Here is a 21,223-nt window from a genome sequence, read left to right as displayed (position 1 = left end):
CCACGCTGGCTCTTGATAGCAGCAGCGGCGTTTCTGCTGTCTATGTTTTATCTGACTGGCAATCTCTATACGTCGCAAGTGGAGTTGCGGCAAAACGCCGATGCGCGTCTGGTGTCGCTCGGTGAAGCGCGCGCCGCGGAGGTCAGCGATTTCTTAGCCGAACGGCGGCAGGCCGCCGCACGGCTCGCAGCCAGCGAGGACATTTCCAACTATTTCAGCAATCTCGATCTCGGAATGTCCGTCAAATACGGCCTCTTCGCCAATTTGGCTGCAATCGAGCGGCGCTTTCAGGCGACGGTGGGTGAGGAGAAATATCAGGGCCAAGCCGCCTATTTGCGGTTGGCTTTCTTCGATCGCAACGGCGTTGCGCAAGTTAATGTCGGCTCGTCCAGCGCGACGACAGCTTCGCCGGTGCGTAACGCCCTGGCCGAACCATATATTCAGATTGACGACAAGCGCCGCCTGATTGTGGTCAGCGTACCGGTACTCCAGAAGGGCAAGATAAGGGGAACGGTCGAGACCGTGAGCAGTCTCAATCTACTTTCCTCATTGGTGTCTACCAACGACCTCGGCCAGCCGCGCGAATTCCTCCTGGGAGACGATGGGCAGGTGCTGCTCCCGATCGAGCGAGAGCACTCGGCCGTTGTCGCCGAAGGCCTCTCGCTGGCCAAGCTCCCGTCTGGCCGCATACAACCTCTGTCAAATCTCAGCGCCTCCGAGCTGAGAGGATATCTTGCACTTCGCTCGCCAGTTGCCGGTACTCGACTTTCCGTCCTGAGGCTGGCCAGCGAGGATGAGCTATACGGTCGTACGCTTTCATCCCTCTCCGTTTTCTATGTTGGCCTCTTCGCTATCGTGCTATTTATGCTGGCCATCGGCTTCGAGCGAATGCGTCAAAATGCGGCGCGGTTACAAATCAAGTTCGTCGAGTCCAATCGACATAGAGCGGAGCTGGCCGAAAACAATCTCGCTCTCTCTCAAGAGATCAGGCGGCGCGAAGCCATTGAGGCCGACCTGCAGCGACAGAGGGAGGCTCTTGACAAGTCAAACTCTGAATTGCGCATAGCCGCGGCTGCTTTCAATTCTCAGGAGGGCATGATCGTCACCGATACCAAAGGCGTAGTCTTGAGTGCCAACCGCGCCTTCGTGGGCTTAACCGGCTATACGATCGAAGAATTGGTTGGACAAACCCCGCGACTGTTCCGGTCTCATCGGCGTGATGGCGAATTCTACCGCAGTATGTGGGGTTCCGTTCAAGCAACTGGCGGCTGGCAAGGTGATATGAGTCTCAGGACCAGGAGCGGCGAAAACTGCGCGCGCTGGCTGACTATATCCGCTGTAAAAAACGAGGCGGGCGAGGTCACCAACTACATCGGCTCGTATTATGACATTTCTAAACTGAAGCACGCTGAGGAAAAGATCCAAGAACTCGCTTTCTTTGACCAGCTAACAGGTCTGCCGAACCGCGTCCTGCTAATCGACCGCGTGCGCCAGGCCGTCAATGCGAATATCCGTAGCAAATCCTACGGCGCTTTGCTGTTCATTGATCTGGACAATTTCAAGACACTGAACGACTCGCTGGGTCACCACATGGGCGATATGCTGCTGAAATGTGCGGCTCAGCGCCTCTCCCATTGTGTGAGGGCGGATGACACAGTTGCCCGCTTTGGCGGCGACGAATTTGTCGTTCTTCTCGCCAATCTGGGTACACAGAAAGCAAAGGCCGCTGCCTTACAGGCGGAAGCGATAGGCGAAAAGATACTCGCAGCCTTCACCGAGGTCTTCCAACTCGATGCGTATGAATATCCCTGTACCGCAAGTGTTGGCGTGACCTTGTTTTCGACTGATGAGTGCAACGTCGACGAGTTGCTCAAGAGAGCCGATCTGGCAATGTACGACGCGAAAACGGCGGGACGAAATGGCCTCCGGTTTTTCGACCCGGCCATGCAGACCATGATTACAGCCCGCGCTGCCCTCGAGACCGATCTACGAGAAGACCTTAAGAAGGAACGGCTTTTGCTGCATTACCAGCCGCAGGTCGATCACGAAGGAAGGCTGCTGGGGGCAGAAGCGCTGGCACGCTGGCCGCATGCTCATAAAGGGATGATTTCTCCTAGCGAATTCATCCCGGTCGCAGAAAGCACCGGCCTCATCCTTCCGCTCGGCGCCTTGATGCTGAAGACTGCGTGCCGTCAGCTGGCTCGCTGGTCAAGCGATCCGGCGACCGAACGCCTGACCATCGCAATCAATGTCAGCGCCCTGCAGATGCGTCAGAAGAATTTTGTCGAAGAGGTCCGCGCGATCATTGAGCAAACCGGCGCCAATCCCCATCGCCTCAAAATCGAACTCACTGAAAGCACATTAGTCAGCAACGTCGACGATGTGATCGCCAAGATGGGCAAATTGAAAGCGATTGGCATCGGTTTCAGCCTCGATGATTTCGGAACCGGCTATTCAGCGCTTTCGTATCTGAAGCGTTTGCCGCTTGACCAGCTCAAGATCGATCGCAGCTTCGTCAAGGACGTTCTGGTTGACTCTAACGACGCCGCGATAGCCCAGATGATCATAGCGCTTAGCAGAAGCCTCGGCCTTTCAGTCATTGCCGAAGGCGTCGAAACGGAGGAGCAATATGCGTTCCTGGCGCGACATGGACAGCTCAGTTACCAGGGCTATTTGTTCGGACGGCCTATGCCGGCCGAGGATTTCGTGAGTCTCGCCCGAGCTTTCTCGCCGCGTCACCGTTTGAAGCGGGTACGCGGGTCGGTCAATCAGGCTTCCGCATAGGCCGTCGGCGGGAGACGCCAATTGCTGTTATTTCCTGCTCGTTCTGAGTGGCGAAGCAGCCGTCCGAATGCAACCGACACAGCCAAAGCCCAAGCGAGGCCACAGCGGCGGCTCGTGGTCCAAATCGGCCGCGCCCCGGCGATGGGCGATGTCGCGCCTGCTCGCATTATGTCGTCGATCATCGGTGGTTCCGTGGTTCCTCTGGTTACGTTGTTGCCGTTGGCGTGTCGCAACCCGATCTTACCGGAGAATTTCCGGTGGCCAGCGCAATGGCGCCCGCCTGCTACGGCGCTATTAGAGGCGCACGACCGGGTGGCTTTGCTCTACCGAGCTACACCAAAACCGTGGAGACGACCCGTACCACCGCTGGAAAGAATGGGCTTCCTGTCTCTGCGCAAGACGCGCCGTCAGTCACTTAAGGCTCCGCTTTGACCGAATGAGTCCGCGTACAATTGCTCAAGTTTCACAACTTCATCTTGAGTGAGCTCGGCGAATTCGTTCTCTCGTGCCCGCTTTGAAAGTCTTCCTTGATTCTGTCGCAGAAAGCCAAACAGGTTGTTGAGCGTTCGCTCGGGCATGTCGATGATGTTTTCGACTCCGGATCGGAACATATCAAAGTTGCGCAGGAAGCTCGTCTCATTCGGAAGGTCCAGCTCAATCGTCTGGCGTACACATTCGTAGAGAAATTCCGCATGCGGGGTGGCGTCGAAGAAGCGGTAGAAATCGCCGGTATCGTTCAAAACCTTCACATTATTCTTTGGGGTCGCTTCCCATTGAACGCACGGAAGTAGCCTGCTGGAATAGCTTTCCAGCACGCCTTTGTACTCGGTGATCCGGTCAAGAATCGCCGACGACACTGGAAAATGGACCCCGGCCGGATTAAATCCGCGCCGCGCGAGGACATGATGCATCAGATATCGATGGATGCGTCCGTTGCCGTCCTCGAATGGATGGATATAAACAAAGCCGAACGCGAGCACCGCCGCCGCGATAATGGGATCGAGCTCGTTCTCGGCGGCGAGATCGAATGCGATCAATCCTGCCATAAGAGAGGCGATGTCTTCATGCCTCGCGCTGATATGGTCCGGGATAGGGCGCTGTGTATCGCGGTCATGCTCTCCGACAAAGCCTCCTTCCTGCCGGAACCCGAGCTTCACGAAACGCTCGTCTCCGATGACGATGCCTTGCAGGCGCAAAAACTCCCGCTCATCGAGCGGCGCGCGCCCAGCCTCGCCGATGGCGCGTCCCCATCTTTGAATGCGATCCTGAGGCGGCCTTTCTCCCTCGATGAGGTAACTAGACTTTGAATCTTTCAGCAGCAGAAAGGCGGCGGTGCGCGCGAGCAAATCCTTCGGGACTTCGCTGACGACAGCGCGCGCGCGCTCCTTCCAGTTCTGCGCGAGAAATTGGTTCAGCGCGGCCGTCTTGAAAACGAGCGGACAAAATTCCGGGGTGCCGGGAAGGTTGTTGCGAACGCGATGCCGGGCGGAATTCGTGCCAATCCCTCCGAACTGGAGGTCGGTATCGATGGCGTCTACATATGAGACCTTGTCTGTAAGCGACAGATTCAGCTCGCAGCCAAGCAACCACTCGTACAGAAACCAGATGCGTCGTGTGTAAATGCCGGTCGGCTTCTGCCGGACAAGCTCCGCGATGTCACCCTCGTTAACGACTAGGAAAAGCCGCTTCAGGACGGAAAGATCGACTCCTTCGTTCTTAAGGGCAAAAGTCAGGTGTCCCTCAAGCGAGGCCTGGGGAGCATGGCGAGGCGTGTAGATCCGCCAACCATCCTGTTCAATGATGCGGTGCCGGGCTCCGATGGCCGAAAGGGTGCGGGGGACCGGCACGGCCAGCTTGTAAGTGTCGATGAGCGCGGCATAACCCGCGGGGACAGCGGACTCAGGCAATCGCCTATCGTGAAAAACATTCACCGATCCTGAAAATTCTGCGCTCACTTACATTCCTCTGAAAAACATTTCCCGACCTCGAATTTCAGTCACTGAGGGCTTGGATTTCGAAATTCCATCATACCACGTGAAAAATAGTCTCTCAACGGATTAATCATGAAAATGGTTCACTTTGGACTGAGAACCCGGCCCACGATTCCAGTAGCGGCCCAGGTCGGTCCGGGATGGAACCGTCATGGCGCCGGTGATCTGCCGACGTTCCGGTTTTCAAATTCGCCATCATTTTCATGACGTTCAGATAGGGCTGATTCTACGCTGAAGACGACGAATTCTCTTGGCATTCAGACGCGCTGCGATGCCCGGCACGACCGCGGTCCAGCCAACCGCACTGCACGACCTGCGAGGCGCTGCCGCTCTTGAAGACCGACCCGGGCGTCCAGAAGCCGGCGAGGCCACATCCTTGTCAATCGCGGCTCCGACCCTGACCGCAAGAGAGAGGCCGTCGCCGGTGACATCGGGATGAGCAAGCGTGTTCGTCATGCTGGTGGGGTCCGCTTAGCTCGGCTCGCTGGCAGGCCCGGTCTTGACTGGCCAGCGTTTCGATCTCGCTCGATAGTCCCTCGATACGCCCATCCAGTCGATGCGAGTCTTCCGCTAAACCCTCGATGATGCGCAACATGCAAGGCGAAAAACATTGGCGCTAATTGCCAAGATACCGGGCAACTCGAACAGGGAATGTAGGCTTTGTCGCACACCATGCCTCGCTCCAGGAGGAACGCACGGGTCTGTTTGATGGACGGGTGCGCTGACCGACAAATCGACCGCGGACCCGGTGCAGGGCCTGGAAAGTCGAGTAGATCGGCAGTGTGACGCGCTGCGCGAGAACCCCGATAGAACTCCTCTTGTACTTCCGGTACCGATGGAGGTCGCGCCCGCTATTCTGCGAGGTTTCCGGTTTGACTGCATGTACTCACGCCACCCATCGTGGTGCCGCCCTCACGCCTGCCCAAGCCCGCGCCGCCAAACGTAATCCTTGCATGCAAGGATCAATGCCGTCGCAGGCGCGCCGTCATTGCCGGCATGGTTGTTGTCGCCGCGACCGTCGAGACGACACAGCATCGCCTTCGACGAGGCCGCAAATCTGCACAGTACATTGCAAAGTTTCGTGGTTCCCGACGCTTGCGGCTCGGCGGAAGCTGGCCGGTAGTGGATATCAAGACCTTCTGGGAGGGTGGATGGACGCGCAGACTTCCGTCAATTCCGGCGTCGTGCCTCGTTCTGTCACGCTTGCGAGCAGGCGCCTTCGGATCGCGCTGCTGCTTTGTGCGACGATGATCACGATCTATTTCGGCTTCATGGCATTGTTCGCATTCGACAAGCCGCTTTTGGGCACTGTGCTTGCGCCCGGGCTCTCGCTTTGCATCGTGCTCGGCCCTCTCGTCATCGTTTCATCGTTCCTGCTCTGCCTCATCTATGTGCTGTGGGCGAACCGGGTATTTGATGCCAGCCTTCGTGACCTCGAACGATAGGACCTCGCGATGGCCAACAACTCGCTCTCGATCGGCTTCTTCTTCGCATTTATGGTCCTGACGCTCCTGATTACTTACTGGGCGGCGCGGCGCACCCGTACCACGGAGCACTTCTTTGCCGCGGGCGGCGAGATCACTGCATGGCAGAATGGCTGGGCGCTCGCTGGCGACTTCCTCAGCGCGGCCGCGCTGCTCGGCATTGCCGGCATTGTCACCTCGAATGGCTTCGATGGCATGGTCTACTCGATTGGATGGCTGGTCGGCTGGCCGATCATCCTCTTTCTGATTGTCGAGCCACTGCGCAATGTCGGGAAATTCACGTTCGCGGACGTGGTCGCCTATCGGCTCAGCCAAAAGCCGGTGCGGCTCGCCGCGGCGGTCGGTACGCTGGCGGTGATCCTGTTCTACCTGATCGCCCAGATGGTCGCGACCGGATCGTTGATCAAGTTGCTGTTCGGCCTGCCCTACACTTGGTCGGTGGCTTTGGTCGGTGCTGCCATGCTCATCTATGTGCTGTTCGGCGGCATGCTCGCCACCACCTGGGTGCAGGTGGTGAAGGCGGCGCTGCTGCTCGCCGGCGGAGTGATCCTGGCAGTCCTGGTCCTGATGCATTTCGAAATGAACCCGCTCAAGCTGTTCGCCGCAGCGGCGGAGAAGTACGGCACAAGAGTGCTGCAGCCAGGTTCGAAGGTGGTTTCGGGGCAATGGGACGCGATCTCACTCGGCCTCGGGCTGATGTTCGGCACCGCGGCGATGCCGCACGTTCTGATGCGGGTATACACGGTTCGGGACTCGAAGGCCGCGCGACCATCGATACTTTATGCCACCGGGCTGATCGGCTTCTTCCACCTGATGGTGTTCATCATCGGCTTTGGGGCCATGGTGCTGGTCGGCCCGGAGGCGGTGATGAAAGCCGGCGGTGGCGGCAACATGGCTGCACCTCTGCTCGCCCTCACAGTCGGCGGCGACGCCTTCTTCGGTTTCATCTGCGCAGTTGCGTTTGCCACCATGCTGGCGGTGGTGGCAGGCCTGACGCTTTCCGGTGTGGCTACGTTGTGCCATGATGTCTGGACCAACGTCGTTCGCCACGGTACGGCATCGGAGGCTGAGCAGCTCAAAGTGGCGCGGATCGCCACCGTTGCCATCTCGGTGCTGGCAATCGTGCTCGGCATCACCTTCGAAGGCCAGAACGTGGCCTTCATGGCCGGGCTCGCCTTCTCCATCGCCTGTGCCGCCAATTTTCCATCACTGGTCCTCGCTATCATCTGGCGTCGCTTCACGACGCCAGCGGCCGTCGCTAGCATCATGATCGGCACGCTAAGCTCGCTGGTGCTCATTGCGCTGTCACCGACCATCCAGGTCGACGTGCTCGGTAAGCCGCTGGCCCAGGTGAGCGGCGCCTGGTGGTTCGTCTCGCTGCGTAACCCGGCCATCATCAGCATGCCGCTGTCGTTTGCCGTGGCGATCGCGGTGTCGTTGTTAACGCGGGAAACGAACGCGGATGGCCGCTTCGACGAGATGCAGCATCGCATCCTGTTCGGGCGCTCAAGGACGATGCCGCAATCGGCGGAGTGAACCAGAGCTGGGAATTCCGAATGGCATGCGCGGAACTGCAGATGCTCCTGCACAATTTCGCCGTTGGCCTTTCGAGCGTCAATGTTACGATTTTGAGCCGGACATTTTGACCAGGGGGACAGAAATGCGCGAAGCCTCACATCACCATCGTTTCATCGGCAGCCTGTGCAGTTGCGGAGCGCATGCTCCCGCGCAGCCGACTGTCGAAGAGGCCGTGTCCGAAAGCGTCCAGCAGTCACTTCTGCATGGCCTTTTCCCGCAGCCGGTTTTGCGGCGGGAACTGCTTCGCACCGTTGGCGCTGGGGTGATCATCGGCGCTCTCTCCAGCATCCTGCCAATCGACACCTTGAAGGCAATTGCCCAGGAGCGAAGGCCTCTCGAGAAAACCAAGCTGGCTGTTGGCTTCCTCCCGATCACCTGCGCCGTTCCGCTGATCTACGGCGAAAGGCTCGGCAGCTACCGCAAGGAAGGTCTGGATGTCAGTCTGCAGAAGATCGCCGGTATCGCGCTGATCCGCGACAAGATGCTCAACGGCGAGCTGGACGTCTCGCAGCAGGTGATGCCGGTCCCCCTGACGATGACAGCCGGCCTCGGCGGTAACGTCCAGTCGATCAAGGTGCTGACCATCTTGAACCAGAACGGCAACTCCCTCGTCCTGGCCAACAAGCACAAGGACAATCGGGATCCCAAGAACTGGAAGGGCTTCACATTCGCGGTCCCGTTCGAGCAAAGTCACCAGACCCTGCAGCTGCGCAACTATTTGGCTGCCGCCGGGCTCGATCCGGACCAAGATGTCAAATACCGCATCGTACCTCCGACCGAATACGTGGCGAGCCTTCGCGTCGGAAGCATCGATGGTTTTTTCGGCGGAGAGCCGGGCGGTCAGCGCGCGGTCTACGAAGGCGCTGGCTTCATTCATCTGATCTCGAAGGATATCTGGGATGGACATCCTTGTTGCTCTGTCACCGCCGCGGAAAGCTGGATCCAGCAAAATCCCAACACATTCATGGCGTTCTACCGCGCCATCATCGCGTCCAGTCTTCATGTCTCGAAGCCGGAGAACCGGGTCGGCATGGCGAAGGTGCTGTCAGAGCCGCAATATCTCAATGCTCCCGAAATTGTCCTCGAGCAGGTTTTGAGCGGCACGTATGCCGACGGCCTTGGCACAATCCGGAAAGATCCGCGGCGGGTTGATTATCAGCCGTTTCCGCAATATTCGGCAGCAGTCTGGCTGATGACCCAGCTCCGGCGCTGGAACATGCTAAAGGAGGATGTCGACTATAAGGTGCTCGCCGAAAAGGTGATGCTGGCGACCGATGCCGCTCGGATCATGCGCGAGCAGGGCGTGACGCCGCCAGCGGTCGGCTTCGGCACCGAAAGGATTCTCGGGAACGAATTCGATTCCAATAAGCCGCAGGACTACCTGGCTTCGCTCCGGAAGGGGGGCTGATGGAGGTGTCACGCCGGCTGCAGCAGCCCTGGGTATCCTCGGTCGCGATCTTCATCGTATTTGTAAGCGTCTGGGGCTGGTTCACCGCCGGTTCGTCGGGAGGCGTTAGCGCTGTCGACGCCGAATATGCCCGCCTTGCCGGCCAGAGCGCGCCGGGTCAGCAGGCCGGTGCGATCCCCTCACCGTGGATCGTCGCGCTCCGCGGCCGGGATCTGATCACACACGCCTTCGATCACGACAATCCCAACAATCTGGGCATCGCATGGCATCTGGCCTATTCCATGGGCCGCGTAGCACTGGGCTTCACGCTGGCCTTACTCGTCGCGGTGCCCCTAGGCTTCTTGCTCGGTCTATGGCCTGCTTGCCATCGCGCGTTGGATCCTTTCATTCAGATCCTGCGGCCGGTATCGCCACTCGCGTGGATGCCGCTGGCGCTCTATACGTTCCGCGACAGCACCGTCTCGACGATCTTCATCATCTTCATCTGTGCAGTCTGGCCGATGTTGATCAGCACGGCGACCGGGACAGCTTCCGTGCGGGCTGAATGGCTGAACGTCTCGCGCGTATTCGGTCTTCCACGATTAGAGCATGTCACGCGCGTCGTCTTTCCCGCCAGTGTGCCTATGATCCTGTCGGGAATGAGGATCTCGATCGGTATCGCTTGGTTCGTCATCGTGGCTGCCGAGATGGTCGGCGCACAGAGCGGCATCGGGTACTTCATCTGGAACGAATGGAATAATCTCCAGATCGCGAGCATGATCGTCGCCATCGTCCTGGTCGGCGGTATTGGATTGGCGCTAGATATTTTGCTCAAGCGAATAGGCGAAAGCCTCAGCTTCCGGGAATAGGACGATGGCGGATCTCGAGATCAACGATGTGTCAATGTCGTTTGTTGACCGTTCTGGCAAGGGGCTTCTTGCGCTGGATAGAATCTCGCTCGCTATCGAAGACAGCGAGTTTGTCTGCTTGATCGGCCATTCAGGCTGCGGCAAGAGCACGTTGCTAAACATTGTTGCTGGCCTTCTGGCGCCTACAAAGGGTGCAATACGCTGCGCCGGGACGACGATTTCTGGCCCGGGGCCGGAGCGCGCAATGGTCTTCCAGAGCCATGCTCTATTGCCCTGGATGACTTGCTACGAAAATGTTCGCCTTGCGGTCAAACAGGCCTTCAAAGGTGCCGCGGCATCCGAATTGAAGGATCGCTCAGAGCAGGCGCTGAAGCTTGTTCACCTGGAGCACGCCATCAACAAATACCCATTCGAGCTGTCAGGTGGAATGAAGCAGCGGGTGGGCATCGCTCGCGCTTTTGCGGTCGAGCCTAAGGTGCTGCTGCTGGACGAGCCGTTCGGCGCGCTCGATGCGCTGACCAAGTCGAGCCTTCAGGACGAACTGGTTCGCATCGTGGAAAAGACCCCGACCACGGTCGTAATGGTCACGCACGACATAGACGAAGCGATCTTCCTGAGCGATCGAATTGTCGCGCTCTCGAACGGACCGGCTGCGCGAATCGGCCGGATTTGGGAGATTGATACTTTGCGACCGCGGGACCGGCTCAAACTGGCGACCCACGCCGGGAGCCTGCGGTATAGAAAGGAAATTCTCGAGTATCTGTATCAACGAGAATGCGTGCCTCAGGGAATGGTAGAGCTATAACGGCCGAGATCGTTGCGGCTGGAGCGCGAGAGCGGGCTGCGCCCCGTGGCTTCAGGCACCGAAGGCACGGAAATCGCCTGCAGGCACCTTGAAAGCCGCCGTAGAAGATTGTTTGATCGGGCGGGCGAGGCGGTCACCCACCGTCGGATTTTCGTCGTTGGCCTCTTCCGGATTGGCACGCAGGAGCGAATGTTCGACTGGAACGACCTGAAATTCTTCCTTGAACTCGCCCGGCAGGGGCGGTTGATGCCGGCCGCGCGGCGCCTCAAAGTCGACCACACGACGGTCAGCCGGCGCATTTCAGAGCTTGAGCGAGATCTTGGTATCAAGATTTTCGACCGCAAGCCGAACGGGTTCGTGCTGACGGAGGACGGGCACAAGCTCTACCAAGAGGCCGAGAAAATTGAGGGCGCGGCCCTGGTGATATCGGAAGATTTCCGCGCCACGCCCGCCGAGCCCACTGGCCGCGTCCGGCTGACGAGCATGGAGGGTATTGCCGCCTTCTACCTTGCCGAGAAGTTGGTCCAATTCAATGAGAAGCACCCGGGCGTTGTCGTGGAGCTTGTGACCGAAAGGCATCTGATCAATCTGACCAAACGCGAGGCGGATGTGTGCATCAGCTTCGTTCCTCTCGTGGGCCCCAAACTTTCGGTCAAAAAAGCTGGCGAGTTCAAGCTTGGGCTGTTCGCGTCGTCCAGGTACATCGTGGAACGGGGGACGCCGGGCACCATGGAAGAATTGAAGCGTCACGATTTCATTGATTATGTCGACGACCTCGTGGCTATCCAGCCGGTGCAGTGGCTGCACGACGTCCTGGTGCCGGAGAGCGTCGTTTTTCGATCGACCAGCATGGCAGCCCAGCAGAATGCGATCGCTGTCGGGCGTGGCATCGGCCTTCTGCCCTTCTTCTCGGCAAAAAAGGATCCTCGCCTTGTATGGCTCATGAAAGATGTGGTGGTCACGCGGTCGCTCTACATTTCCGTCCATGAGGATATCGAATATATGGGTAGGGTGCGTACGCTGCTGCGGTTCCTTCATGAGATCTTCAAGGCGGACAGAGCGTACCTGAACGAATTCGGGTGATCGAATCCGCGCAAGTGTATCTGCGGAATTTCTTACGGTCGACGTCCTCCCGTGATGTACTAGAATGCCGGCGCGAGGGAGCGCTGCGATGGCTGACGACTTTACGTACAAGGTACGCGGCTTCTTCGGCCGAATTCCCTCTGAACCGCATCTGCTGACCGACCGCATCACGCCAGTCGAAGGCTGCATCGTGTTGTGCCATCTCGGTGTTCTCGATGTCACTCATGGGGATGATTGGACGCTGGAAATCGCCGGCCTGGTCGAGACGCCCTCGAGCTTCTCCGTCGGTCAGCTCAAGTCGCTTCCAAAGACCGAGGTGGTCTCGGTGCATCAATGTGCAGGCAGCCCGCTGGCGCCCGACAAGCCCACGCAGCGGGTCTGCAACGTGCGCTGGGCGGGCGTTCGTCTGGATCATGTGCTAGGATCAGCGGGCGTGGCGAGGAGCGCAAATTTCGTTTGGTCACAGGGGGCGGACTCCGGCGACTTCGGAGGCATCGCGTGCGGACATTACATCAAGGATCTGCCGCTCTCCCGGATATCCGACGACGTCTTGCTCGCCTACGAGATGAACGGAGCGCCGCTGCTTCCTGAGCACGGGTATCCGTTGCGGTTGGTGGTCCCGGGCTTCTACGGCACGAACAGCGTCAAATGGCTCCGCAAGCTCGAATTGCGCTCGGAGCGGGCTCCGGGCGTCTTCACCACCACATGGTACAACGACCTCGCGCCGGACGGCTCGACCCAGCCGGTGTGGGCGATCGCCCCCCAATCGGTCATCGTGGCGCCAAAGCCGAATCGTCAGCTCAGGCGTGACGAGGTTTTGCAGGTCTGGGGATGGGCCTGGGGTGACGACGGAATTGCGGCGGTCGAACTGAGCGCCGATGAAGGGCGGAGCTGGCAGGGATGCCGCTTGGAGAAGGTGTCAGGACGATCCTGGACCAAGTTCACCTGTGATTGGATAGTAAAAGAGGGATGCTGCGGTCTCCTGTCTCGGGCGATCTCGCGATCGGGCGAGAATCAGCCGGCCGGCGGCCGACGCAACGCGATCTATCGCGTGCCGGTCCTGGTCGTCTGAAGACGCGCAACCGCTCGTGCAGATTTTCCGCATTCGCCACCCGCCGGCGAAAGACTAACCTGTGGTGCCAGAAACCGAGAGGATCGTCTCAAATGCCGTCGAATTTGCCGCGCTTCAAAGCTGCCGCGTGCCACACATCTTCAGTTTTCCTCGACGCGGCCAAAAGTGCAGACAAGGCCTGCGACCTCGTTGCCGAGGCGGCACGCAACGGTGCCTCGCTGGTTGCTTTCCCGGAATCGTTCATTCCCGGCTTTCCCGTGTGGGCGGCGCTGCAGGCGCCGATCATGTCTCATGATTTCTTCAGAGCGTTGTCGGCCCAGGCATTGCGGCTCGACAGCGCGGAATTGACAAAGGTCAGGATGGCGGCCAAGCGCCACAACGTCGTGGTCTCTATCGGTTTTACGGAAGGGACGGTTGCCAGCCTTGGCTGTATCTGGAACTCCAATCTTTTGATCGGCCAAGATGGATCGATCCTGAATCATCATCGCAAGCTCGTTCCGACCTTTTACGAGAAGCTGATCTGGGCTGCCGGAGATGCGCGTGGCTTGCGCGTCGCGCAGACCTCCATCGGCCGCATTGGCATGCTGATTTGTGGTGAGAATACGAATCCACTTGCCCGCTATTCATTGATGGCGCAGGGCGAGCAAGTTCATATTTCGACCTACCCGCCGATCTGGCCGACGCGTCCCTCCAAGGAGAAGGGGGGCTATGACCTACGCAGGGCCATCGAGATCCGGGCTGGAGCTCATTCGTTTGAAGCCAAATGCTTCAACATCGTTTCGTCCGCCTGCATGGACGTAGGTATGAAGGACGCGCTCGGACAGGCTAACCCCGCCATGCTGGATCTGATCGAGGGCACACCGCATGCTGTATCGATGATCCTCGATCCAACAGGGCAGATTATCAGCGACGTCCTCTCAGACAGCGAAGGCATCGCATATGCCGATATTGACGTCGCGCAATGCGTCGAACCGAAGCAATTTCACGATGTCGTAGGCTACTATAATCGTTTCGATGTGTTTTCGCTGACGATTGACCGTTCGCAGCGCGAGCCGGCCGTTTTTATCGACATGGAGACAGGCGAGGGGGACGAACGGCCGGTCCAGTCCTCGCAGCAGGAGACGGTCAGACCCAGAGTGGCCGAGCTTGAGCGGGCAGTTGCGGACTGAGTGATCCATCAAGGGGGGCCGAGATGAAGCGCGTTCTCAGCGAGCTGTTGGAGCAGTGACCGACAGAACTCGTGCGTTCCGCCGTCGGCTCCCTTTGAAGGTCGGCGCGCGAAGGATGTGATCATTTCGGGCGGTTACAACGTTCATCCGAAGGAGTTCGAACTCGAGATCGACCGCATTCCAGATGTGCTCGAAAGCGCCGTCGTCGGACTGCCACATCCTGATTTCGGCGAGCGAGTTGTCGCGGCCGCCGTCCCGACGGCAGGAGGCGCTGCAGGGGAAAGGGATGGCGTGGCGGTGCTGAAGGACGGCTGGTTCCCTACAACCTGCCGATCAACGATTTCTGCGTGAGCGAGCTGCCCGGAATACGATCGGAGAGGTTCAGAAGAACGTGTTGCGCGAGTTCAGAGGGAAAAACGGCGGCCAGTCATTCTGCTCGTCTGGATCGTTGCAAAAACCGCAATGGTAAATTGAAGGAACATTCGATTATCGACCGAATGGGAAATGATAAGTACCGAGACATCGTTTGAATAGCGAAAGCGCGTTGGGAATGTCAGCTACGATCAAGCTCTATGGCGGTAAATTGTCGGGACACAGCCACCGGGTCGAGCTCATGCTCGGGCTTCTCTCGCTTCCTTACGAGTTGATCCCAACGCCCCCTGCCGAGCGGAAGACGCCGGCCTATCTCGCAATGAACCCGTTCGGGCAGATACCTGTCGTCGATGATGACGGCACCGTCGTTGCCGATTCCAATGCAATCCTGATCTATCTGGCCAAGCGCTACGACACTACCGAGACCTGGCTTCCGGAAGATCCCGTCAGTGCGGCTGCCGTGCAACGTTGGCTGTCCGTGGCAGCCGGACAGATCGCATATGGACCAGCGACAGCTCGGCTGGGCAAGGTGTTCAACTTGCCCGTCGATGGCCGGCAAGCGGCCGGGGTCGCCAGCAATCTGTTCAGCGTGATGGATGGTCATCTTGCGAAGCACGAATTTCTCGCAGCAGCCCATCCGACCGTGGCTGATCTCGCTTGCTACAGCTACACACGGGCCGCTCCGGAGGGAGGCATTGAACTGTCCTCCTACCCGAACATTGTCGCCTGGCTGGGGCGGTTGGAAGCACTTCCGAATTTCCAGCGGATGCCAAGCGCGCCTGCGAGCTGATCGGCAAATCTTCTTCGAGGTGCGGTCATGACCAGCCTTTCCGAACGGAGCTCGTCTCCTTTTCACCAGGGCGAGATCGACGTGCAGCGACGCGTCGGCGTGGCCGACAGAGTGGGCGAGCGCGGGAAAACCTCCATCCGCACATGGATGCCCGATCAGCACCGTGAATTCTTCGCAGGACTCGAATACCTCCTTGTCGGCTCGTCGGACCGAGCGGGCTGGCCGATCCCTTCGGTCCTGTTCGGCCCGCGCGGATTCGTCTCTTCACCGGATCCAGGACGGCTGCGCATCGAATCGTTACCGAAAACCTTCGACCTGCTCGGAACGAATCTTTCGGTGGGCGCCAGCTTGGGCGTGCTGGGCATAGACCTGACCAATCGTCGGCGAAACCGCATGAACGGAACGCTGATCACCCTCGACCAGACAAGTTTCGAGGTGGCGGTCGTGCAGAGCTTTGGCAATTGCCCTCAATACATCCACACGCGCCATATCAGCGCGGCACCATCCGCTCCACCGGAGCAACTCGGTCCCGGCGAGGTCGAGGCGTTCGCCGTCTTGGACGATGCGGCACGAGAGCTGATCCGCCAGTCGGCGACCTTCTTCGTCGCCTCATGTGCGGCTTCAGATGACGGATCATCGTTCGATTGCGATATTTCTCACCGCGGCGGTAAGCCAGGCTTCATTCACGTGGCGGATAACCAGATCACCGTTCCGGACTTTGCGGGTAATTCCTTTTTCAACACGCTTGGGAATTTTATGTCCAATCCCAGGGCGGGACTGCTTTTTGTCGACTTTGTCGTCGGCGATGTCCTAATTCTGCACGGGACGATCGAGTTGCTCTGGAATGATCCGCCGATTCAGGGCTTCAAGGGCGCCGAGCGCGCCTGGCGGCTTCATGTCACGGCCGGCCGGAGAGTGCGTGCTGCGGCGATCCCTCTCATCGGAGAGGTGGTCGAATATTCTCCGAGGGCGCTCACCACGGGAGCTTGGCCGAGAGGTGAGCGTTTCCAGTGACCCAATGGAGCTGATGAGAGCGAGCATGACAGCCTCGAGCGGCCGATGGAGATCGACAGGGCCAATCTGATCCCGGCCCGAGATTCTAGGGCGATATTCACGGATTGATCGGCGGAATTCAGCTCTCTGGCGCGACTGCCAGAGTTCACCATTTGGGGGCCGGGCCAACTGGCGGGTTGAGAAGGCCGTGGAGCTGCCACGGCCTTCCATTCGGAGAAGATCAGGACATCGTCGGCATCACGAACTCGGCGCCGGCCCGGATGCCGGTCGGCCAACGGGTCGTGATCGTTTTCAGCTTGGTATAAAAGCGAACGCCCTCGGGGCCATGCATGTGATGGTCGCCGAACAGAGAGGCTTTCCATCCGCCGAACGAATGGAATGCCATCGGCACCGGGATCGGTACGTTGATGCCCACCATGCCGACCTGGATCTGATGCGCAAACTCACGCGCCGCATCGCCATCCCTGGTAAAGATTGCGGTGCCGTTGCCGAACTCGTGCTGGTTGATCATGTCGGCCGCCTCGTCATAAGACTTGGCCCGGGCCACCACGAGCACCGGTCCGAATATCTCTTCGCGATAGATCTTCATGTCCGTGGTCGCGCGATCAAACAGGCTGCCGCCGATGAAGTAGCCCTTCTCGTAGCCCTGGCGATGGAAATCGCGCCCGTCCACAATCAGCTTCGCGCCTTCGTCAACGCCGGCGTCAATATAGCCTCGGACTTTGTCGAGGTGCTGCTTCGTCACCAGCGGGCCCATCTCGGCCTCGGGGTCGGTACCGGGACCAATGTTAAGCGCGCGGACCTTGGGCGCCAGCTTTTCGATCAGACGATCGGCGGTGGTGTCGCCGATCGGAACGGCTACCGAGATCGCCATGCAGCGCTCGCCGGCGGAGCCATAAGCCGCGCCCATGAGAGCGTCGACGGCCTGGTCCATGTCGGCGTCAGGCATCACGATCATGTGGTTCTTGGCGCCGCCCAGCGCCTGGCAGCGCTTGCCGTGGCTGGTCGCCGTCTCATAGATGTATCGCGCAATCGGCGTCGAGCCGACGAAGCTGACCGCCACGATATCGGGATCCGTTAGGATGGCATCCACCGCTTCCTTGTCGCCATGCACGACGTTGAACACGCCGTCGGGCAGCCCGGCCTCCTTCAGCCACTGCGCAAGCACGAGCGAGGCCGAGGGATCGCGCTCTGATGGCTTGAGGATAAACGTATTGCCGCAGGCCAGCGCAACCGGGAACATCCACATCGGGACCATTGCCGGGAAATTGAATGGCGTGATGCCAGCGACCACCCCGAGCGGTTGACGCAGCGAGTGGCTGTCGACACGGGTCCCGACATTCTCGGTGATCTCTCCCTTGAGCAGTTGCGGCGCGCCGGTCGCGAACTCCACCACCTCCATGCCGCGTTGGATCTCGCCCCTCGCGTCCGAAAGCACCTTGCCGTGTTCGGCGGTAATCACTTGGGCAAGTTCATCGATTCGATCCTCCATGATCCGCAGGAAGCGGTTGAGAATACGAGCACGGCGCAGTGGCGGTGTGTTCGCCCAGCCCGGGAAGGCCTTGCGGGCGGCTGCAGCGGCCGACCGCACGTCTTGCGTCGTGGCAAGTCCGAGCGTTGCCGATTGCTCGCCGGTCGCGGGATTGTAAACCGGCGCGGTGCGAGGGCCCCGGCTCGGCACCAGCTCGCCATTGATGAAGTTCAGAATAGTCACGGGCATTGGCTGCTCTCCCTAACATGATGCTTGATCGAGCCAGATATGCAGCGCATAAAAATGCGGCATCAACGGCCGAATTCGCAGCTCCGTTGTGCAGAAAGTGTAGTCAATGGATTGGGAGCGCGTTCGGATATTCCTAGAAGTGGCGCGTGCCGGCCAGATTCTGAAGGCCTCGAAAAGCCTACGGCTGAACCATGCAACGGTCGCCCGGCAACTGACCGCGCTGGAGAGTAGCTTGAATGCCAAACTGCTCGAACGACACACTACAGGGTGCGCGCTGACGGCGGCGGGCGAGGCGCTTGTCGCCGCTGCCGAGCGCGCAGAGAGCGAATTCCTCAAAGTGGGATCGAGCATTGGAGGCGCCGCCGAGGCCCTCACCGGAACCGTGCGCGTAGGGGCACCGGACGGACTTGGCAACTACTTCCTGGCCGATCGGCTGGGCGCGCTGGCCGCGAAGCACCCGGGCCTTGTCATTCAACTCGTGCCGCTTCCGCGCACATTCTCCCTGTCAAGGCGCGAGGCCGACGTTGCGATCACGCTGGACCGGCCCAAGCAGGGTAAGCTGATCCTGTCCAAACTCACCGACTACACGCTCAGTGTCTATGCTGCTGATACTTATCTCGCGCGCGAGGGTCCCATCAGGACGCAGGCCGATCTTGCCGGGCGCCTGTTCGTCACCCAGGTCGAGGATTTCGTCTACAGCAGGGCATTGGACTATGCCTCAGTGCTCGGCCGGCTCATGTCGCGACGCTATGAATGCGGTAGCGTCGTCGCGCAGATGGAGGCCGTTCGTGGTGGACACGGCGTCGGAATCCTTCATGATTACGTGGCCCAGCGCTATCCCGAATTGCAGCGTCTGCTTCCCGACATTCGTTTCGTGCGGAATTACTGGTTGACGTCGCATCCCGATACGCACGAAACGCGGCGGGTTGCAGAAGTGCATCGCTTTATCGTGGCATCAGTCAAGGCGGCGAGGCCGTCTTTCGAGGCTGCTTGAGCGCCACTGCCGGTTGCTCGGGCGGAGCTGTTTGGTTCGTTCCCGATCCGGCGCATTCCATGAACGCCCGCAGAGCGGAGGACACGAATGCGTCCTTGCGGTGAACGAAAACCGTGGTGGCCCTGCCGGTCCCGTTCGGCAGCGAATGCAGGTGGATCAAGCCCTGTCGTTCGGCAGAATCAGCGACGACGCGCGGCACCAATGACAGCCCGACCGAAGCCGCCACACAACCGATGATTCCGTCGAGCGTTCCCATTTCCATCCAGCGCAGGTCGACGAAACCACGATGCGCAAGATATTCGGACAGGCGCTGTCGATAGGAGCAACCGGCACGAAACACGATCACCTTCCGGCCGCTTCCCGAAGCCAGGAATTTGCCGAGGTGTTGGGGGGACGTCACCATCGGCGGCGTGATCAGCACCAGCTCCTCCTCCACGATCGGTGTGCAGGTCAGTTCACCGTGCGTGACCGGTGCAGAGACAAAAGCTCCGTCAAGCTTCCGAGACAATACGCAGTCGACCAGCGCTGCGGTCGGGCCTGTCTCGATCTGGACGTCAACATCGGGATAAGCGATGCCGTAATGGGTGAGCAACGGTGGTAGGCGCAACGCCGCCGTCGTCTCCATTGATCCAATGCGCAGCTCCCCGCCCGGCCACGCCTCGTCCTTCACTGCGCAATGCGCCTCGGCCAACAGATCGCTGATGCGCTTGGCGTAAGGAAGCAGCCTGTTGCCCATGGAGGTGAGCGTAACGCCTTTCTTGGACCGATCAAAAAGTCGGACACCGAGCTGGTTCTCCAGCGCTCGAATTCGCTGGGTCACGTTCGATTGCACAGTGTGGAGATTGTGGGCGGCGCGGCCGATTCCGCCGGCCGTGGCGACCGCGGAAAAGAAATTCAGATCCGTGCTGTCCATGTGGTCATCTCCCGGAATGATGACTCTGATCAATAATAATCACTTTTATGTTGTCAACAGCCAATCTAGCTTCCCAGCATCCGAGACGGGCATAAGCCTAGGAGAGGAAGAGACATGGCTATCAAGACGAGACTGACCGAATTTTTTGGGCTCGAGCACCCGATCGTGCTGGCGCCGATGGATCCGGCCTCCGGCGGCGAGCTGGCCTCCGCGGTTTCCGCGGCAGGTGCTCTCGGCCTTCTCGGCGGCGGCTATGCCAACCGCGCCTGGTTCGAAGAACAGTCCGCAAAGGTGAGCCGGCCGGACGTCGGCTGTGGATTCATCACCTGGGCGCTGGCGAACGATCCGGGTCTGCTCGATCTCGCTCTGGAGCGGCACAAGAAAGCGATCATGCTGTCGTTCTCGGATCCTGCGCCATATGCCCCGAAAGTGAAGCAGGCCGGCATCCCCCTGATCTGTCAGGCGCATACGCTCGAGCATGCCCAGCGGGCGATCGACGTCGGCGCGGACGTTATCATCGCACAGGGTACGGAGGCCGGCGGCCACGGACTCACGGCGCGCTCGACGATGCCGTTCGTTCCTGCAGTCGCCGATATGATCGCGCAACGAGCGCCGCGCGTTCTCCTTCTTGCCGCCGGAGGCATTGCTGACGGGCGCGGTCTCGCCGCCGCGCTAATGCTAGGTGCCGACGGTGCTTTGATCGGATCGCGGTTTTGGGCCACGCAAGAATCGGTCATTCATCGCAACGCCAAGGAAAAGGTGCTGGCAGCCACCGGCGATGAAACGATCCGGACACGTGTCTACGACGTTGTCCGCAAAAAGGCTTGGCCCTCTGAGTACACTGGACGCCTGATGAAGAACGGCTTCATCGAAAGGTGGCATGGCCGGGAAGACGAGCTGCGCACACTGCAAGAAGCCGAGCTGCAGCGCGTCGAGAAGGCGTGGGTCTCCGGCGACTATGATACGGCCAATGTCACGGTCGGAGAAGCAATCGGTCTCATCAACGACATTCCAACCGCCGGTGAGCTGGTGAAGCGAATTTCGGCAGAAGCAAGCGCATGTCTTGCGCGCTATGCGCCGACCCGAAATTCTATCGCGGCCTAACGGGTCCGCAACTTTCTACATATTGCCGGGTGGAAACGGCGCGTGCGCTGCGGCGCACGCGACCGGGAAAACACGTGCCCAACAAGGCCGATGG

At 59.6% G+C, this 21,223-nt stretch carries 16 protein-coding genes and 1 pseudogene; 14 read left to right on the top strand and 3 right to left on the bottom strand.

What is annotated here, in order from left to right; all coding sequences use genetic code 11:
• Positions 1-42: 42 nt before the first annotated feature.
• The gene (locus IVB27_RS34340) at positions 43-2,784 is read left to right on the top strand and encodes a putative bifunctional diguanylate cyclase/phosphodiesterase (RefSeq protein WP_247447186.1); all 2,742 of its coding nucleotides are present in this window, start codon (positions 43-45) and stop codon (positions 2,782-2,784) included.
• Between the two features lie 407 nt (positions 2,785-3,191).
• Here the strand turns inward: IVB27_RS34340 and IVB27_RS34335 are convergent, their stop codons facing one another.
• Positions 3,192-4,739: a Fic family protein gene (locus tag IVB27_RS34335; protein WP_247447185.1), complete on the bottom strand. Its 1,548-nt coding sequence runs from the start codon at positions 4,737-4,739 to the stop codon at positions 3,192-3,194.
• Positions 4,740-5,926: 1,187 nt separating this feature from the next.
• On the opposite strand from IVB27_RS34335, the gene IVB27_RS34330 reads away from it, so the two are divergent.
• From IVB27_RS34330 to IVB27_RS34280, 11 genes and pseudogenes are all read left to right on the top strand, one after another.
• Positions 5,927-6,220 carry a DUF485 domain-containing protein gene (locus tag IVB27_RS34330; protein WP_247447184.1) on the top strand — a complete coding sequence of 98 codons (294 nt, stop codon included), beginning with the start codon at positions 5,927-5,929 and terminating at the stop codon, positions 6,218-6,220.
• A gap of 9 nt (positions 6,221-6,229) precedes the next feature.
• Complete coding sequence (locus IVB27_RS34325) at positions 6,230-7,795, top strand: solute symporter family protein (protein ID WP_247447183.1); 1,566 nt, start codon at positions 6,230-6,232, stop codon at positions 7,793-7,795.
• 25 nt (positions 7,796-7,820) lie between these two features.
• Entirely contained in the window at positions 7,821-9,245 is a 1,425-nt protein-coding gene (locus tag IVB27_RS34320; RefSeq protein ID WP_247447182.1) for a CmpA/NrtA family ABC transporter substrate-binding protein, read from the top strand.
• Positions 9,245-10,093, top strand: a complete 849-nt coding sequence (locus IVB27_RS34315) for an ABC transporter permease (RefSeq protein WP_247447181.1) — start codon at positions 9,245-9,247, stop codon at positions 10,091-10,093. Before IVB27_RS34320 ends, IVB27_RS34315 begins: the two co-directional genes overlap by 1 nt.
• A 4-nt stretch (positions 10,094-10,097) precedes the next feature.
• Positions 10,098-10,898 (top strand): ABC transporter ATP-binding protein, encoded by an 801-nt coding sequence (locus tag IVB27_RS34310; protein WP_247447180.1) that lies wholly within the window; start codon positions 10,098-10,100, stop codon positions 10,896-10,898.
• Between the two features lie 189 nt (positions 10,899-11,087).
• Positions 11,088-11,981, top strand: a complete 894-nt coding sequence (locus IVB27_RS34305; RefSeq protein ID WP_247377015.1) for a LysR family transcriptional regulator — start codon at positions 11,088-11,090, stop codon at positions 11,979-11,981.
• A gap of 88 nt (positions 11,982-12,069) precedes the next feature.
• On the top strand, positions 12,070-13,053 hold the full coding sequence (locus tag IVB27_RS34300; RefSeq protein ID WP_247447179.1) for a molybdopterin-dependent oxidoreductase: 984 nt from the start codon (positions 12,070-12,072) through the stop codon (positions 13,051-13,053).
• A 92-nt stretch (positions 13,054-13,145) separates the two neighbouring features.
• A complete protein-coding gene (locus IVB27_RS34295) occupies positions 13,146-14,222 on the top strand; it encodes a carbon-nitrogen hydrolase family protein (protein ID WP_018458429.1) in 1,077 nt (358 codons plus the stop codon).
• Between the two features lie 105 nt (positions 14,223-14,327).
• Positions 14,328-14,472 (top strand): annotated as a pseudogene (locus tag IVB27_RS43860) (hypothetical protein); the annotation flags it as partial.
• Positions 14,473-14,772: 300 nt separating this feature from the next.
• A complete protein-coding gene (locus IVB27_RS34285; RefSeq protein ID WP_247447178.1) occupies positions 14,773-15,384 on the top strand; it encodes a glutathione S-transferase family protein in 612 nt (203 codons plus the stop codon).
• Between the two features lie 27 nt (positions 15,385-15,411).
• Positions 15,412-16,398, top strand: coding sequence for a pyridoxamine 5'-phosphate oxidase family protein (locus IVB27_RS34280; RefSeq protein ID WP_247447177.1), 987 nt, complete (start codon positions 15,412-15,414; stop codon positions 16,396-16,398).
• 220 nt (positions 16,399-16,618) lie between these two features.
• Here the strand turns inward: IVB27_RS34280 and IVB27_RS34275 are convergent, their stop codons facing one another.
• Positions 16,619-18,118, bottom strand: a complete 1,500-nt coding sequence (locus tag IVB27_RS34275; RefSeq protein WP_247360736.1) for a CoA-acylating methylmalonate-semialdehyde dehydrogenase — start codon at positions 18,116-18,118, stop codon at positions 16,619-16,621.
• A 106-nt stretch (positions 18,119-18,224) separates the two neighbouring features.
• On the opposite strand from IVB27_RS34275, the gene IVB27_RS34270 reads away from it, so the two are divergent.
• A complete protein-coding gene (locus IVB27_RS34270; RefSeq protein ID WP_247447176.1) occupies positions 18,225-19,112 on the top strand; it encodes a LysR family transcriptional regulator in 888 nt (295 codons plus the stop codon).
• Here IVB27_RS34270 and IVB27_RS34265 read toward each other — a convergent pair.
• Positions 19,078-20,025: a LysR family transcriptional regulator gene (locus tag IVB27_RS34265; protein ID WP_247285547.1), complete on the bottom strand. Its 948-nt coding sequence runs from the start codon at positions 20,023-20,025 to the stop codon at positions 19,078-19,080. The genes IVB27_RS34270 and IVB27_RS34265 overlap by 35 nt on opposite strands.
• Before the next feature lie 114 nt (positions 20,026-20,139).
• On the opposite strand from IVB27_RS34265, the gene IVB27_RS34260 reads away from it, so the two are divergent.
• The gene (locus IVB27_RS34260) at positions 20,140-21,129 is read left to right on the top strand and encodes an NAD(P)H-dependent flavin oxidoreductase (RefSeq protein WP_247285549.1); all 990 of its coding nucleotides are present in this window, start codon (positions 20,140-20,142) and stop codon (positions 21,127-21,129) included.
• Positions 21,130-21,223 lie beyond the last annotated feature (94 nt).

This window comes from Bradyrhizobium sp. 197, assembly GCF_023073375.1.
GTDB lineage: Bacteria > Pseudomonadota > Alphaproteobacteria > Rhizobiales > Xanthobacteraceae > Bradyrhizobium.
The sequence above is the reverse complement of the archived record's forward strand: the minus strand, read 5'-3'. Positions and strand labels throughout refer to the sequence as shown.